The organism is Acinetobacter sp. Marseille-Q1623 (assembly GCF_902809895.1).
Taxonomy (GTDB): Bacteria; Pseudomonadota; Gammaproteobacteria; order Pseudomonadales; family Moraxellaceae; genus Acinetobacter; species Acinetobacter piscicola_A.
In genome coordinates, this window is sequence record NZ_CADDWG010000001.1 from 1,398,501 (window position 1) to 1,416,103 (window position 17,603).

General features: G+C 35.2%; 8 protein-coding genes and 2 pseudogenes. 5 read left to right on the forward strand and 5 right to left on the reverse strand.

What is annotated here, in order from left to right; translation table 11 throughout:
- Nucleotides 1–21: 21 nt before the first annotated feature.
- Nucleotides 22–354 (reverse strand): hypothetical protein, encoded by a 333-nt coding sequence (locus tag HUV91_RS06650; protein WP_130072680.1) that lies wholly within the window; start codon nucleotides 352–354, stop codon nucleotides 22–24.
- A 334-nt stretch (nucleotides 355–688) separates the two neighbouring features.
- Between HUV91_RS06650 and trmB the strand changes: the two genes are divergently transcribed.
- The 5 genes and pseudogenes from trmB to ssb all read left to right on the forward strand — a co-directional run.
- Nucleotides 689–1,405 carry a tRNA (guanosine(46)-N7)-methyltransferase TrmB gene (trmB, locus tag HUV91_RS06655; protein WP_174492924.1) on the forward strand — a complete coding sequence of 239 codons (717 nt, stop codon included), beginning with the start codon at nucleotides 689–691 and terminating at the stop codon, nucleotides 1,403–1,405.
- 192 nt (nucleotides 1,406–1,597) lie between these two features.
- A complete protein-coding gene (locus HUV91_RS06660) occupies nucleotides 1,598–2,836 on the forward strand; it encodes a tyrosine-type recombinase/integrase (protein ID WP_174492925.1) in 1,239 nt (412 codons plus the stop codon).
- A gap of 656 nt (nucleotides 2,837–3,492) precedes the next feature.
- A complete protein-coding gene (locus tag HUV91_RS06665; protein WP_174492926.1) occupies nucleotides 3,493–3,738 on the forward strand; it encodes a helix-turn-helix transcriptional regulator in 246 nt (81 codons plus the stop codon).
- A gap of 36 nt (nucleotides 3,739–3,774) precedes the next feature.
- Entirely contained in the window at nucleotides 3,775–6,222 is a 2,448-nt protein-coding gene (locus HUV91_RS06670; RefSeq protein WP_174492927.1) for a DUF927 domain-containing protein, read from the forward strand.
- A gap of 282 nt (nucleotides 6,223–6,504) precedes the next feature.
- Nucleotides 6,505–6,827, forward strand: a pseudogene (ssb, locus tag HUV91_RS06675) (single-stranded DNA-binding protein); the annotation flags it as partial.
- A gap of 101 nt (nucleotides 6,828–6,928) precedes the next feature.
- Here ssb and HUV91_RS06680 read toward each other — a convergent pair.
- The 4 genes and pseudogenes from HUV91_RS06680 to clpB form a co-directional block, all read right to left on the reverse strand.
- A complete protein-coding gene (locus tag HUV91_RS06680) occupies nucleotides 6,929–7,339 on the reverse strand; it encodes a hypothetical protein (RefSeq protein ID WP_174492928.1) in 411 nt (136 codons plus the stop codon).
- 336 nt (nucleotides 7,340–7,675) lie between these two features.
- Nucleotides 7,676–13,729: an ATP-binding protein gene (locus HUV91_RS06685; protein WP_174492929.1), complete on the reverse strand. Its 6,054-nt coding sequence runs from the start codon at nucleotides 13,727–13,729 to the stop codon at nucleotides 7,676–7,678.
- Between the two features lie 101 nt (nucleotides 13,730–13,830).
- Nucleotides 13,831–14,166: pseudogene (locus HUV91_RS06690) on the reverse strand (IS3 family transposase); the annotation flags it as partial.
- 561 nt (nucleotides 14,167–14,727) lie between these two features.
- Complete coding sequence (gene clpB / locus HUV91_RS06695) at nucleotides 14,728–17,307, reverse strand: ATP-dependent chaperone ClpB (RefSeq protein ID WP_130072684.1); 2,580 nt, start codon at nucleotides 17,305–17,307, stop codon at nucleotides 14,728–14,730.
- Between the last annotated feature and the right edge of the window lie 296 nt (nucleotides 17,308–17,603).

Here is a 17,603-nt window from a genome sequence, read left to right on the forward strand (position 1 = left end):
TGGGCATCTATATGAGATTTTTTAAATTGATGATTGTTTGCGTCTATCAAGCGGTGCAATCATCACTATACTCGCCAAGACAAATATCGCCGCCAAAAACACAAGCGCTTTTTTATGTTCAGTTTCAGGTTTTTGTGGTGTGCTTGGAGAGTTAAAATCTAAATCAACAATGATCGGCTCATGATCTGAGCAACGGAATGCATCAGCTGTATAAAAATCTGCTTTGTGAGATTCAGTTTTATATTCTTCATTATAATCCAATGCTGTAGGTTCATTAGCATTGATATACCATGCACATTTTGGATTTGATTCCCCTGCTCGCAAAGTATTTTTCGCATTGAAAGCATCAGGCATAGTGCTTTATTTGGGTTACGATAACCATCATCCAAAATAATTTTAGACAATACATTATATTGGCTGAACATCAATTGTGCATGTGCTGAAAAGAAACAACCTAATAGACTCAGGCTCAGCGCAAAATATTGTAGTTTTAATATTTTCATCGTTTTGACTTTTTGTTCAATCAATTTTATTCAGTTGCTAAGCAATATCATTTTAATAAATGCCATATCATATACAGCTTCGCGCTAAATCTCAGTATTTCCCCTACATAAATGACAAAAAAGTTTGACTTGATAAGTAGAGGTCTTAAAATACGCCTTTTGAATTTTTGGTAATCCCCAAGCTTATGTCGAACGATCAAATTGAAGCGCAAGTTGTAGAGTTAGACAATTTGCATGAGCACCGCGAAATTGTGACGTTTATGCGCCGTTCTGCGCCATTAAATACCTCACAACGATCTGCGCTTGAACAACATCGTGATCTAATTTTGGAATACCCTGTTGGCGATTTACGTCAGCATTTTCCCCATCCTGAACGTCCTTTAACGGTAGAAATCGGTTTTGGCATGGGGCGTTCTTTGGTACTGATGGCAAAAGCAAATCCTGAACGCAACTTTGTTGGCATCGAGGTGCATGTTCCAGGTATTGCACAATGTGTCTATGAAGCAGGTGTGGCCGAGGTGAAAAACTTACGTGTTTTAGATGCCGATGCCATCCAAGTATTACGTGAAATGCCAGATAACAGCATCAACACTGTACAATTATATTTCCCTGATCCTTGGCAAAAGAAACGCCATTTTAAACGTCGTTTTGTTTCTCATGATCGTATGCCATTGGTTGAAGAAAAATTGGAAATTGGCGGTACATTCCATGCTGCAACGGATTGGGAACCGTATGCTGAATGGATGCTTGACGTTTTAGACAATCGTCCACGTTTAGAAAACTTAGCAGGTAAAGGCAACAGCTACCCACGTCCTGACTGGCGTCCACAAACCAAATTTGAACGTCGTGGCATCGAAGCTGGTCACAAAATTAATGATTTTATTTTTAAGAAAATAAGTTGATAGCTTTCTGATATTCAGTAAATTCCAACAAGTTACAAACAAAATATAAAATACGCTATTTATTATATATTTAGCGTATTTTTTATTTCTTTATTATTCAGCTATATTCAATAAATTCAGTTAGTGCTATGCTTTTTTTAGTTGCAGAAAAGTTGCAACTTAACTTACCAACCATTTTGCACCTAAAATATTATGCCCAAAGACAACGGATATTCTTTTGGAACACCAAGAGAAATAGATGCTTTTAAAGCACTTGAAAAACGCTATATGGCAAAGGACAAGCTAAATAACGGCTTGTTTATAGAAGTGAAACCGACTGGAAGCAAAGTATGGTTATATCGCTACACATATAATGGAAAACAAGAACGCTTAACGATAGGTCGTTACCCTGATATTTCTTTAAAAGATGCAAGAGCAATACGAGATGAAACCGCCTCGCTAGTTGCAAAAGGCATATCACCAAAACTAGAAAAAGAAAAAATCACAAAAAATCAAATCACCTTTAGACATTATGGTGAGCAATATATTAAGGAAGTTGTCCTTAAAGATCGTGCCACAACCACAATCGTAGAGTTGTATTTAAACAATGATATATATCCAGTCATTGGACACTTAGCATTTAATCAAATTACTATTGAGCATATACGTTCTATTGTTTGGAAGAAAAAAGATGAGGGCAAAGACCCTACAGCATGGCAAATTCGCGGCTTACTTAGTCGAATGTTTGAATATGCCATTACAAAAGGCTTAGCAGAGTACAATCTAGTCCTAGCTATTCAAGCAAAGCATGTCTATAAAGCAAAACCAAGAAACCGTCACTTATCTATTGCAGAAATACGAGTGTTCTACACCACTCTTTTTGAAATGCCAAAAATTCAGGAAAGCTACAAACTTGGGTTACTCCTTTCTTTGCTTACACTACTCAGAAAATCAGAACTGACCAATGCGAAATGGGAACACATCGACTTTGAACAAAATACATGGCTAGTCCCCAATCCAAAGTCAGACAACAACGGTTTAACAAGATCAATGGTTGTTTATTTATCTGAACAGATGATTGATATTTTGAAAAAATTGCAGCAGATCAACAGTGAAAGTCCTTATATATTCGCAGGACGGTTTAATCACTCCCCTATTTCACACAACACACTGAACAGCGCACAAGAAAAAGCCATGTTAAAAGCTAATATAGAACATTTCACCATTCATGATCTAAGACGCACGGCGAGTACCATTTTAAATGAACAAGGTTTTAATGCTGATGTGATTGAAAAATGTCTAAACCATAAAGCGACGGGTATACGTGCTGTCTACAATAAAGCTGAGTATGCCAATGAGCGTAAAAAGATGATGCAGAAATGGAGCGATTTTGTTTTTAGTGTAATTTATGAACCTAATTTGATCTTTTTTAATACAAATAAATCAGCTTAATTATCTATTTTTAATCAGATGCTTTCTTTTTAAACATTGTTTTTTAAGGTTTTGAATTTAAATGAAATAATTAATTGAGTTGTTTTTTTTGATTAGTACTTTATTAGGTTATAACTAATTTTTTTACTGGCTTTATTAGCCTTTACCTAATTTTAACTAGTTTTATTAGGTTTTACCTAATTTTAACTAATTGAATTATATGTAATTTTATTTGAATAATTTTTTAAATATTGTAGTATCTCAATATGTTCATTGAGTTGTAATAAATGCGAAAGCAATCAATGGATAATAAAAAAGAGCTAAGAACGCCAATTCTTAACTCTTTTGGATGACATGACAGAACGCCAATTCTTTCATGTCGATATTTTTAAACTATGTCCGACAAGACACAAACCTAAAGGAACTTAGAAATGTAAACAGCTTAAAAATTAAGTTTTATATGGCTAATTATAATTAGCCTATATTTGGAACTATAGTAAACCTTTGGTTTAAAGTAAACATCTTGTTTCCTTAAGGATGCAGACCATAGTTATTTATTGAATGTATTGAACACCAATACAATGCTATATCTATCTGATAAAACTTAGTTTAAAAGTTAAATACTCCTACTTTCCTATTTTTGTGTCTAGGCATTTCCATTACTGGAGAATGTTTAGATGACTATATCTAAATCGCAACAAACTGAAAAAAATCGCCTAATTCGCCGAAAAGAAGTACAGGAAAAAACTGGCTTTGGTGCATCTTCAATCTATGCAGAAATGGCAAAAGGTAACTTCCCTAAAGCTATTCAAATATCGGAACGCCGTGTTGCTTGGCTAGAATCAGAGATTGACGCTTGGATTGCTGAACGTATAGCAAAGTCAAGCCGTAAGTGTAATGATAGAGGCTTAATCCGTGACTAAAACCCAATCTAAAGTTACTAAAAAGGCGGTATCACTATGAATGATACCGCCCTAAAACCCGATTTGATTCTAGCAAATTGTACGGTACTTAATCCATCGGACGACACATATTTAAACCATCCTATTATTGAACACTTTGGCAGTCCATCACAGCCGATTTATGTTGATCAATGCAAGGTAGACATTAACGGCGTGACCTATGAACAGCCTTTGATTCTACCTATCATCAATGGACAGCTTGAGCTTGTTCAATGTGCTGTATTGCAGAATGAACAGCGTATTCAAGTCATGCCTGATGGATTGGCAAAAGGCTTTGCAAGCTATGGTGACTTGCACCAGGATAAACCTGTCATCATCACTCATAACTTAGAGGCATTTTTTAAACTTGCCTCCAGTATTGCTTTAGGTTTTGAGCCACCATTACAGCCGTTTTCCGTTGTGTTGGTTGTATTGTCTAATCTCACCAGTAAGAAATTAACGGAACTCAAGCCGTTTGATTTTGAAAAAATACAGTACGTTATTCAGCAGTTATCTAAAGCAGGCTATCAACAGTTATACATGCCTGTCAGACCTGAACAGATGCAGCTAGAGCCATTCAAACAACTTGAATACAACACGACTGTCCGTTTACTTAATCAGTATCAACAATATGGTGAAAGCGAGTTTTTTACTGAGCTGATTAAAGAAAATGATGCTGCCGAAGTGCAAGCATTTATTCATGAGGCAATCAGTCAATTGCCTGAACTCGAAGCATTGCCTAAAGGACATTTAGCCAAGCCATTTCGTTATGGTGATGGTGTATTTCATCTTTTAGACAGTGGTTTGTATTACATCGAACAGACCAAAGATGATGAGTATAGACGCTATATCTCCAGTCCGATTCGAGTATTGGCACAGACAAGGGACACCACCAATAACGCATGGGGGCGTTTGCTTGAATGGTACGATGCTGACGGTGTAAAGCACACACAAGCCCTATCTATGGAGCTATTCCAATCTGACGGCGTGGAACTCCGCAAGGCTTTGGCTTATCAAGGGGTCATCATTGCCCCCGATGGCAAAGCAAGAAATTTATTACAAAGTTATTTGATGAGCTACCCGACCCATACAAGGGCATTATGTGTTGACCGTGTTGGATGGCATGACCATGTATTTGTATTGCCCAATGAGCAGATCGGACAACATGAACAGGATGATTTAATTGTTTATCAAACCACACAAGGCATTGATAGCAACTATCAGAACAAAGGCAGCTTAGAACAATGGCAAAGTCATATCTCTAAGCCACTTGGCACTCATTCCAAATTAGTCGTGGCATTGAGTTCGGCTTTTGCAGGGCAATTACTGACCCCATTGGAGCAACAGACAGGTGCAGGCGTTCATTTCAAAGGGCAATCCTCTAAAGGTAAAACCACCGCTTTATATGTCGGCTGTAGTGTATGGGGCAAGCCTAGCCAATATTGCAAAACATGGAAATCCACGGGCAATGCTTTAGAACATACGGCATATATTCATAATGACGGATTCTTAGCCTTAGATGAGATTGGAGAAGTCGCTAACCCTAAAGAGTTGGGTAACATTGCCTACATGCTTGCCAATGGTAAAGGTAAAGCAAGACTGACTAAGGAAATCAAAGCCAAGCCATCATATACATGGAAAGTCATTTTCCTGTCTACAGGTGAAAAGAGCCTTAAAGAAATCATGCAAGAGAATGGACAAAAGACCAAGTTAGGGCAAGAAATCCGTTTGATTGATATTGATATAGATCAGTCTGAATATGGTTTATTTGATCAGATCGACTTTGCCGAAGATGGTGCAAAACAATCAAGGGTATTGGTTGAGCGTTCCAATCAGTTCTATGGCGTTGCAGGCATGGCATGGCTGAAATACCTCACCCAAGACAAAGACACTGTCATGCAGCAGGCTAAGCAGTTATTGGAGCAATATCATCGTGAATTGGTAGCAGAACACAATCAAGGTCATATTGTCCGTGTTGCAAATGCCTTTGCCTTGATTGCCGTTGCAGGTGAACTCGCTACACAAGCAGGCATTACAGGATGGCAAACTGGTACAGCATTTAACGCCGTAAAAGACGTATTTAATGCTTGGGTCAATGACTTTGAATATGTCGGGAACTACCAAACCAAAGAATATATTTTACATGTTAAGGCATTCTTTGAGGCAAATGAATCAAGTCGTTTTGAATCTATCACCCCTGACCCTGACCAAATCGAAAAAATCATTAACCGTGTGGGTTACTGGAAGATCGAGAACGGTGAAAAGTTATTTCTTGTATTGCCTGAACAGTTCAAAAATGAAGTATGCAAAGGACATGACAACCGAAAAGTAGCAAAGGCTTTATTGCTTGAGCAACTCTTAGAGCATGACACAGGCAAGACCAGTAAGACAGTTAGAATCCCATCAAAGAAAAATGCCGTTAAGGTTTATGCCGTTAAAGAAGCTATTTTTAGTTGGGAAGCCTAAAAAAACGAGGTAACAGAGGTAACACAGGTAACAACCTTATAAATAAAGGCTTTGAGGGCGTTACCTATAGTAAAAATGGAGAGGTAACAAAGGTAACACGTTAAGAATTTATTAACACTGAGTTTAATTTTTTATCGCTTATTACCCATGTTACACCACGTTACCTATTAAAAAATCAGTAGGTAACACCCTGAAACGCTGTCATAGCAAGGATGTTACCCATGTTACCTACGTTACCCATGAAAAATTGACATTCTGAGAGAGTTTTAGAGATTTAGAACAATACCAAATGTGAACAAAGTTATTTTAATGGGTGTTTTAGGTCGTGACCCTGAAACAAAGAATTTCCCCAATGGTGGCAGTATTACCAATTTCAGCATAGCAACCACTGAGCAATGGAAAGACAAAGCCACTGGAGAGCGTAAAGAACACACCGAATGGCATCGAATCAGTACCAATAACCGATTGGCAGAGATTGCAGCCAAGTACCTAAAAAAGGCAGTAAAGTCTATATTGAGGGCATTTTAAGAACACGGAAATGGAAAGACCAAAGCGGTGCAGATCGGGAGGTAGTAAAAACTAGAGTAAAAGTACTGCAATTACTGTGCTATTGATTAAGCCTCTTACATATTGTGCGTTTGTTCGCGCGCGTATGTCCCTTGAAATGCAAGTTTGCTCAACTTCATCATCAAGGTTTTCAATGTCTTCAGATTTTTTCTCTTGTGCGTTTGGTTGTGCGTTTGGTTGTGCGTTTAGTTGTGCGTTTAGTTGTGCGTTTAACGTTGTACCCTTTACACTGATTAAGGCTAATACTTTCTTTCCAAAAATCATCTAAAGTATGATCTTGAATTTTTAAAGATCCTAAATTAGAGAAAAAAATCTTTAACTTATTAAAATTCTGCTGATTTAAATCATTATTAAGATTATCAACCAACTGAATATGCTCCCAAAATAATGAAAACTTAGCTTCATTCGAAAAGCGGATAACTCTAAAGAACTCGGTAAAATTGATCTTATGTTTAGTAATCTCTTCTATGTCATTATTTAATAAATTCAAGTTATTGAATAACTTATCTGTTACCGTTAATACTGTATTTTTGATCTTGGGTTGAGTCACTAAATTCAATATTACTTAAATGATCAATTTTCTTGATTTCATTTTTTATTAGAGTTGTCTGCCTTTTATCTATGTTAAGAATAATCTGATTTATAAAAGAAGTGATAAGTGTCATTGAATTATCTACTTTATTGTCTCAATCTTAGCTTAATTTACTATTAAATTTTTTAAAATTAACATAATAAACACCATACAAAATACTTAAATTTATTTTATCTTACAATAACTTAACGAAGGAAAAAATTATCCAGTTAAAATATAAGTAGATACTTAAGAGGTTATTGATTTGGCAATAGAGCCCTACACCAATCTCTTAAATGTACAAATTTAACGTGCTTAAATATCAATACTCTGAATATACTGATAATTACATAGGCTTGATTGATACATCTTATTAAGTTCATCAAATATTCTAGGATGTACTATTAAGTCCATACCTCTCAATGTGTATGTATCAGCCCCTCTTTGCTTTCCACGTACTTCCCAGGATCTTAATCTAAGAAACTCCTGTCCTTGAGAGTCTTTTAAGCAAAATTTTTCATTAAAATCTGCGGGTACATAATTTGGTTCAATCAATAATAGTTCAGCTGGTGGAGTAAATATAAAATTTCGACCCAGTAGATCATTGAAAGTTGAGATCCCAACTAGAGGATTCAATGTACCTTCAATACGGATTGTTGTTCCAATATCCTTGGTCCACCACAAACTTTCTATACCATCTTTCAATGGTATAAAATTTTTAGGAATCATAAATAATTGAGGAATTAATGAAAGACCAGATATATTCTTAATCAGCTTATTGGGTCTTGAAAAACTATGTTCTTCATTAATATATTGAGTTTCCATACAAGCTAACTGTACCCAATTTTCATACTTTGGATCATTCTTAAGAATAGTAATAGGGCTTATTCCATTTGTTAGCTCATTTGGAAGAGGTAATGCTGGTCTTGTTACCCGACTTTGATGGATTCCTAAATGTGACTCTATGTTAGGTAACGTATGTAAAACGAGCTTTTCTTCTGTTTCTAATGTCCATAGACCTTCTGCTTTTAAATCTTGTTGAAGGGCTTGCCCACAATTGTTCAACTCTGCAATAAATAGTTCTTCTATCCAAGTAAGTCCATCTACAGGAGGAGTAACATCTCTTGATCTACCATGAATGAGTTCAATAGTTTCACTCATTAATTCCATATTGAAATTTTTCTTCAATTCTGCATCTAGAAAAGACTCTATTTCTGAAGGTAAACTAGGAACATATAAGCTTAAAGTTTCTAAGCTCTTAGTTGGATCTAATTCCATAATATATGGATTAGATAAATAGGTCTGAAAGTTGCTTCCAGAATGACCATTTATAGTGTTATAAGTTTCATAACTTAGTCCTGCTCTATCTAATAAAGAACGGCTTATGACTTGAGCACCCCATATAGAAGAATTTGCATATATTTCTAATATATCCTTAATCTCTTTACTTAAAGTAAAAGGTTTATCTTCAAGGAAGAATATAATTTCTAAAATTAGCAGTAATGAGGAGGTAGGTGTGCTATTACAAGCAAACCATGTTAATGGTTTAGATAAAAGATTAGGTAAATATTTTAAAATGCTAGTAAAACTTGTTAACGTTGCAAGTTTTCTAGATTTTCTGGGTTCAGATAATCTCAATAAAATTATTAAAATTAAGCTCTCATCTATATCATGTTCAATTGGATCAGAAGATCTATATTCAGCAAAATAATGAGAGATTTTAGTTAAAGTTAGACGATGTTCTATGACGCTAAAAGCCTCATGCCAACAATCAATTGCTTCAGTGTAATACCCCCAATCTCTTAATCTTTCAATCAAACTTTCAGTGATACCTGCACCGTAATCTGTATATTTTAATCTTCTTCCTAATTCCTCTGAAAATACCTTTCTTGTTAAATCCTCATTAAGACTTTTAGCAGTTAGTAATAAATTTTTCTGCTTAGAACCGCCAATACTACTCCATCCTCCATTTCCTCTAGATTTCATATAAGCTAGAGTATAGGCAATAGTTGCTAAGTCTGAGAGTCCAGCATATTCAAGGCCTTGGGCTAGGCTAGCTAAAGGGTGATCTTCCGACCAGGAAAAAACCTCTCGGCCGTAGAAGAAGAGAATTCTTTCAGCATCATTTTTATTCCCCTCTATGCTTAGCTCTTGCAATTTATATGAAAGATAGACATTAAGTTTTTGATAATTTTTGTTCTTTGATTTTTCAATAAACCTAATACATTTAATTATATCTCCAAGAGTGGCATCCTCTGGTGGATGTGGAACTATTTCAGGAGAAATATAATCAGAATTAACATTAGAAAGTGAATCCCTTCGTGAATAATTGGTTGAGCTAGAAATTTTTGTGGGTCTTATCTTACATTTAATTGGATAACCAAAATTACTTGAAACTAACTCTAACTCTCTAATAGCATCTTCATTATATTTGTAAACATCATTAAAAATTTGGGCAGCTAATAAATGTAGTCTATTTTCTATAAATTCAGGATAGAGAGTATTTAATTTCAGTATACATTCTAGACGTTCTTTTGCTGCTGTAAGGCCATCATTTTCATATTCAATTTCAAAAGGTATTGTTTGCCATAAACTATCAAGTATTAACGGATTTGCTTGATCTAGTAGCTTATTAGCAACTAATTTAAGAGCCTCTATCGTTGGCCAACTTTCATGAAAGTTTTCCTCAACAATTGTTCTTGCTAACACATTTAAAGCAGCTTCAGGATCAATATCCAATAGCTCTTTGAACCAACGATTCGGTGTATGCTTAGTACTTCTACCATCTGTATGTCTTAATACAGATGAAATTAATGGCTGTAATTTTTCTAAGGCTAGTAAACACTCATTTTTAGATTTATGAGAGATTACAGAAACAGTATCAATTATCTCAAAAAGGGTTATATCTTTTCTATAACCATAGCTAGCTAAATATATACCCACATCTTTCCATTCTTTATTAGCCTCTGTCTTATTATGATTTAGAAGGATTTGAGTGTATTTTAACTTTAGTTCAGCATGAGTTGAGTAATATGTTCCATTACTTTCAATATGCTCAATTTCCGATTTTAAAGCTTCTAAAATATATCTATTGATGTTTTCTAGATTGGAATAAGGTTCAAGTAGATTGAAAATAACATCACTTGAAACTGGTCCATTAACTTCTCTATCAAGTCTTGTTGTAGTGTTTAAATTAACTTGTTTAAGTACTTCTAAAATATGAGCCCATTCATCCTCTGTTTTTACTAGCTTTAATCCTAACTCTATTGTATAGCTGATAGTCCCATGAATTGCATATAGATCACATGCTCTTGGTTTTCCAACAAATGGACGGCTTTCCTCCAAAAGAATATTAAAAACTTCTTTAATATTATAATCTTCTGCTTTTTCTGCACAAAACACGTTGATAGCAAATTTTAACCAACATCGATACCACCCCATACCTCTAATTCTTCTAAGTTCTAGATTTAATACTTTATAAAGTTGATCGGAATGAGCTAATACCCTGATTGAAGATACCCATAATTTCAAATTATTTTTTTCTGGATAGCCATCTAAACCTAAATCTATAGAAAAAATTTTTCTTCTATCAATGACTAGATTATTTAAATTTATTCCATAATCTAATAATTGTGAAATTAGAATAGGTGATGTTGTCAGGTTTAATGCGCATTCCGCATATTCTCTAGCTAAAGAATAACAAGTTTGTTGATTATGGAAATCAGCCAATCCCCAATATAACCCATATGCAATTAGATTTGGGTCTTTAGAATTGCTAAATTTTTCTGCTAATCGAACTACTGTTTTAACTAGATTATTTTTCGCCAAACGATCCGCTAAACATTTAATAAAATAAATAGGAACATCTTGATTTATTTTAAATTGATTTAAATATTTTAAAATTTTTCTTAATATTTTAAAGCCTAAACCTAGGCTTAAATAGCCTTGTACTAGTGCCAAGTTATTTTCTTCTGAAGTTTTTAATTGTGCTAAATGATCAAAGTAGTTAGGTGAATAAGTTCCATCCTCATAAGACATTTCAAGATTAATGTATTCTCTCCATGGAGCAATACCTCTCATATCATCAATAATCAAGCATGCTTGCATGCCATTTAAATAATCTAATGTAGGTCGACCATCAAAAAGTAATCTTTCGGATAAAGCTTGATGACCAAAAAGCCTGCCATATGTTAACCAATAATCTTTACCTCCTAATCGCTCTTGCTCGTATGTATGAAGAGCGCGACGTAACTCATTACATCTTACTAAGATTGCCCAATTTTGATCGTATGAAGCTATATCAGCTGTGATAGCAATGTTATTTTGGATGGCATCTACGGTATGTCCATAATTAATACTTGTAGATACAAAATCAAATGAAACTAAGTCATAAATTTCATTCGATTTATTTGCATTTTTTAAGGCAGATAATAAAAATCGATAGCTCTTAGCATTTTCATAGAAACCTTTATCCTTCATCCAATCAATCACTGGATCTAGAATATCTACTAAATTAACTCCCTGTTCTTTGAGTTCTTCTCTAATAAATCTTCGGAAACTTTCATGGAATACTCTGAGTCCACCTTGGGCCTCAATTTGGACAAATACAGGTTCAAATACCTTTAGGGCAGCAGATACATGACGTGCTAGATGCCGAGGATACATTTCCTTAAGTTCATCTTCAGTAATAGCAAATTCAATTACTGCAAATAAATCTGCAACGAAACGACCTTCATCTGAAATTTTTTCATATAAATATTTGTAATAGACTTTAATATCACCATTAATAATTGGCAGTTGGTTTAACCAATCTTCAGGCTTTTCAGTCGGATTTTGTTTTAAATTAGAAATTATCCCTTTACATAAATACCTTGCATATAGAGGTATACTATTAGCTTTCTGGGCAAGTAAACTAAAAATTTCATTATGATTTTCAATGCCATGCTCTGAGAATAAAGTTTCTAATTCATGTAGTTTACATAGTTCAATTGTATCTTGAAGAGTCCAATCAGGTATACAGTAAGTTGAAACATCATTTTCCCTTCGTTTTAAAATTGGGTCTAAGTGTTCTCCTGGTTGCGTACCTAATATAAGCTTTACCCCATTTGGGATATCTAAAGATGATAGCCTTTCTATTATATCTGTTTCATTATCATTCAGATTAGATGATGCTGACTTAACTCTAGAAATATGATCTAAGCCATCAATAATTAAAATGACCTTTTCACTCCGAGAAGCTAATTCGTTTAAGGCATTTTCAAAATTTGAAAAATCTGCTGAAAGTCCAATCTTTGAACTAAATGGCGTTTGAATTGAATCTTGTAATTCAGCTAATAAATTAGCAAAGAATACATCTGTAGTAACCCTTCTTTCAGATATTTCATCATTAGGGGATAAATAACAGTAATGTCGTGCAACAATTGCATCTTCTTTCAAAACTTCTGACAAATTAGTTAATTCCCATGACTTACCTGATCCAGGAGGACCAATCAATATATGGAAATTATTGTCGCTATCTAAATTTAAAATGTTTTCTCTAAAAATAGGCCGATCATAAAAGTACTTTTTATCTAATGGAAAAGCTTGTGAAACTCTGCCAAAATCTGTTCTTATTTCAAGATGCTTAATAATCTCTTGAGTATCAAGTTTAGATTCATTAGATCTTGCCCAAGTTGCAAGTGCGATTGCTAAGGCTGCAACATCCTCTACTTTACGCTCACTATTAGGGTATTGGCCAATTCCTATCTTCTCATGTAAGAGCGTTAGTAATTCAGTTTCAATGCGACTAGGTGAAAATAAATCGCTTGATGCATGGGGTAGCTCAAGCTCGATAACAAATTTTTTACAAAACTCGATAAAGTCTGATCTATTAAAATCTGTTCGATTTTTTAGTGGCTTCCATAAAGGAGTCTGATTTTTGGGCCATATTTTTTCATAATCTAATCGATATATTTTTGAAGTAATAGCATCAAAAATAGGCTTTCCTGCTATCTCTATTAAACAGTCGTGATATTTATCCTCAATTAATGGAGCATTCCAAGTAGCACATAGTCGATACTCATCTGCTGGTTCAGTAGCTAATTTATTAGTTAAAATTAATCTATCAATAGTTAAGTTTGTACTCGTTTTATTAGTAAATTCAGAAAGAGCGAGTGGCTTATTAGCATCTGTACTATGTTTAATTTGAATTCTAGTTTTAAATCCCTCTTTTTTTATGATTTGTAAGTCATCGAATCTGTCATCGTCTAATTGTTTTTTATCAACAGTAACTGAATCAAATTTTTCTATAATTCCTAATACAAAAAAATATGCAGTAATAATATCTTGATAGCGATAACCAGCATGTGCTGGTTTAAGGTTTCCACTCATATCAATCCTAATGATTTATTAGTTACTATTACAAGTGATGTATACTGAAATAACAGGAGACTTCCACTTGGGAGATTCTACCCAGCCAACTTGTAAAAGTCCTATGCTGTTTGATCTGGTGTCTTAAAATTCAGTCCTTTCTGAATTCTTCGTTGATTATAAAATAGCTCCATGTATTTTGTAATATCTGCTTTCGCTTCTTCTCTTGTTTTGATAGTTTCGATGATGAACCAATTTATTTTTTAATATTCCCCAAAAGTTCTCAATCAGCGCATTATTGTATGAGGAATATATTCTGCAAGACCTTTTTATTCATTGAGCCTTCGAAACTATATGTTTCAAGCATATTCCGATATTTCTTTACTGTAATATTGGCTTCCTCTATCTGAGTGAACGATTAAGTTCCGAGAGGGTTTATGATTGCGGATAGCCATACTGGAGCAAAGAAATCGAGTGAATATTGCTGTGTTCCTGCTAATGTCCCAACCTTTTTTTATTCAATGGCCTTTATTGCTTCAGCTTTAAATTCTGCTGTATAAATCTTTTTTTTCTCATAGTAAACTCCTGGTGAGTATATCTATTTTACTAAGTTAAAGCCTCCTTTTTTATCAGCACATATCAGAAACAAAGCATCTTTTAAAATGGTATAGGCTCATATAGTTGATGGGATGCAGATACCAAAGAAATATGCTCATCCATTGATTACAACTATCAAGGTCAATAATTAACGCTTTCTTATCGTTGTAAAGGTAAATCCATCTTTTGCTTATTTAGTTGCAAATTAGTTGCAAAATTTCATATAATTTTTTAAGTATTTGTATTTTATATTAAATATATATTAAATGATTTTCTTTTTAAGAAAATCAACTAGTTTTTTAAAATCTTAAAAAATGCCAAATCATCTGATTTGGCATTTTTATTGACTTCCATGTTTTTAATCAAAAAGCCAACCACTCGAAAGTGATTGGCTTTTAGTTATGGCATATTCAGTGAATCTATCAACTTAATTTTAATTTAGAAAAATCAAGTTGGCCATTTTCAGCACTAATCAAAATCGTATCACCTGCGCTAAAATCACCTGCCAAGATACGTTGTGCCAAAGTATTCTCGATCTGTTGTTGAATAGCTCTTTTTAAAGGACGCGCACCATACACAGGATCAAATCCTGCATCAATCAAGATATCGAATGCTTGATCATCCACAGTCAACCCAATATCACGTTCAGCTAAACGAGAACGTAAACGATCCAACTGAATATCGGCAATGCCACGAATTTGTGATTTTTTCAACGAATGGAAAACCACAAGCTCGTCAATACGGTTGATGAATTCAGGGCGGAAATGTTGTGAAACTGCTCCCATCACCACCGCACGAACTTCTTCATCCGTTGCACCATCACCCAACTCACGTACATCGCTTGAACCTAAGTTTGAAGTCATCACAATCACGGTATTTTTAAAGTCAATTAAACGACCTTGTGAATCCGTTAAACGACCGTCATCCAACACTTGTAAAAGAATATTGAATACATCGGGATGTGCTTTTTCAACCTCATCAAACAATACAATGCTATAAGGTTTACGACGTACAGCCTCAGTTAGCACACCACCTTCTTCATAACCCACATAACCTGGAGGCGCACCGACCAAACGGCTCACCGAATGTTTTTCCATAAATTCGGACATATCGATACGAATAATTGCATCATCACTGTCAAATAGGAAATTACCCAAAGCTTTAGTCAACTCAGTTTTACCGACACCTGTCGGTCCAAGGAATAAGAATGAACCACTTGGACGATTCGGATCGGATAAACCTGCACGCGAACGACGTACCGCATTCGACACCGCAACCACAGCCTCATCCTGACCCACCACACGGTTATGTAAGAATTCTTCCATATGAAGCAATTTCTCGCGTTCACCTTGCAGCATTTTCGATACAGGAATACCCGTTGCAGCACTGACCACTTCAGCAATTTCGTTTTCAGTAACTTTGGTACGGATCAGTTTCGGTTCTTCATTGACTTCCGCAACTTCTTCTTCATTCAAGCGTTTTTGTAACTCAGGAATCACACCATATTGCAAACGACTTGCTTCTGCCAAGTCACCTTCACGTTGTGCTTTTTCAAAGGCTGTACGGGCTTTATCAAGTTCAATCTGAGCTTGATTTGTACCATCGATTAAGCGTTTTTCCGCAATCCACACTTCTTCCAAATCGCTATATTCTTTCTGAACTTCAGCAATTTGTTTTTCAAGATGTTCAACTTCAGCTTTACTGACCGATGCCTCATCTTTTTTCACTGCTTCCAACTGCATTTTGAGTTGAATTAATCGACGATCTAAACGGTCAAGTGGCTCAGGTTTTGAGTCAATTTCCATTTTAATACGTGATGCAGCTTCATCAATCAGGTCAATGGCTTTATCGGGCAATTGACGGTCTGTGATATAGCGATGCGACATTTTCGCCGCAGCAATAATGGCTGAGTCAAGAATTTGTACACCATGATGGGTTGCATACTTGTCTTTAAGACCACGAAGAATCGCAATGGTATCTTCAACACTCGGTTCATCAACCAAGACTTTTTGGAAACGACGCTCTAAAGCTGCATCTTTTTCAATGAATTGACGATATTCATCTAATGTTGTTGCACCAACACAGCGTAACTCACCACGTGCCAATGCAGGTTTCAACATATTCCCCGCATCCATTGCACCATCACCCTTACCTGCACCAACAAGTGTATGTAACTCGTCAATAAATAGGATGATTTCACCATCGTATTTAGCAAGGTCTTTTAACACTGCTTTTAGGCGTTCTTCAAACTCACCACGATATTTCGCACCTGCAAGTAAAGAACCTAAATCAAGTGATAAAACACGTTTACCTTTCAAGCTTTCAGGCACTTCCCCATTGACAATACGTTGTGCCAAACCTTCTACAATCGCGGTTTTACCTACACCAGGTTCACCGATCAATACAGGGTTATTCTTGGTACGGCGTGACAATACTTGAATGGTACGACGAATTTCTTCATCACGACCAATCACTGGGTCTAACTTGCCTGACAATGCGCGTTCAGTCAGGTCAATGGTGTATTTATTTAACGAATCACGTTGATCTTCATGGTTATTTGCCATAACTTGTTCGCCACCTCGAATATTTTCAATTGCTTTGCGTAGCTTGTCAGTTGTTACACCTACGCTTGTTAATAATGTTTTGGTTGCGCCTGTTTCAGCGAGTGCCAATATCACCCAATCGGTAGACAGGAATTCATCCCCAGCTTTTTGCGCAAAACTATCTGCTAAATTCAGCGCACGTACCGCCTCAGGATTAAGGTTTATATCACCTGTAGGTGTTCCAATTTTGGGTGCATCATTGAGTGCTTGTTGTAGTTTATTTTTAAGTTCAGGTAAATTTGCACCTGATTGTTGCAATAAACTGAGATTAGAAGGTTCTTCTAATAACGCTGAAAGAATGTGAATTCCTTCAATGGCTGTATGATCTTTGCCCATCGCTAAAGATTGTGCATCTGATAACGCTTGCTGTAGGCGGTTTGTAAATTTTTCAAAACGCATTCTTGTTATTCCTCACAACAAATTTTGTACTTGAATATTAAATGGGAACGCTTTTTTAGATTTCAACACCAATTTTAAATTATTTAATATATTTTTCAAAAGCTTACTAAAACACTCAAGATAAATTTCAGTACTAATATGCGCCCTAAATGTTTCTTTTTCAAGTCAGTTTTTTAGAAAAATATAGCGTTGATATTGAAGATTTATCTGAATGGATCTCTACCTTAGAGTAAGGATAAATGAGCGATTTTAGAATAACGATAATGTTGACTTTAAGTAATGAAAAATATAGACGT